Origin of the sequence: Burkholderia sp. BCC1638, from assembly GCF_902833195.1 — a bacterium.
Classification (GTDB): domain Bacteria; phylum Pseudomonadota; class Gammaproteobacteria; order Burkholderiales; family Burkholderiaceae; genus Burkholderia; species Burkholderia diffusa.
In genome coordinates, this window is record NZ_CADFEC010000120.1 from 1 (window position 1) to 493 (window position 493).

The window sequence follows — 493 nt, forward strand, 5'->3', positions numbered from 1 at the left end:
GCCGCGCCTTCCGCTTGCCGGCTCTCGTTGCGCGGCCCGTCGATCAGGCTGGGCCGGCAGATCGTCAGCGAGCGAAAGCCGATCGCCTGGATATCGCGTTCCACCTCGCCCTTGGTTCTCGGATAGAAGAATCGGGAGCTCGCCGACGCGCCCATCGCCGTGACGATCGCGAAGGCCGGGACGCCCGCGGCATGCGCGGCGCTGGCGAAGACCAGCGGCAGTTGGTAGTCCACATGAATGAAGGCAGCATTCGAGCCGGCCTTGGCCTGGGTGGTGCCCAGCGCGCAGACGACGGCATCGAACTGCTGCGATGCCAGCGCCGGCACCCAGTCGTCGAGGCGGGCCACGACGGGGTTCAGCAGTTTTGCGTTGGGCGGCAGCGGCGTTCGCGTCGGGGCAACGACTTGGGAGAACGCGCGGCTATCGAGCGCGAGCTTCAAGGCCCGGCTTCCCACCCGGCCGGTGGCACCCAGCAGCAACTGCTTCATCTTCC

General features: G+C 68.4%; 1 protein-coding gene. It reads right to left on the reverse strand.

All coding sequences use genetic code 11. The annotated features are described in order from the left end of the window. Positions 1 to 493: NAD(P)H-binding protein (locus HWX22_RS31485; protein WP_244135338.1), on the reverse strand; the 493-nt coding region annotated here is incomplete at both ends.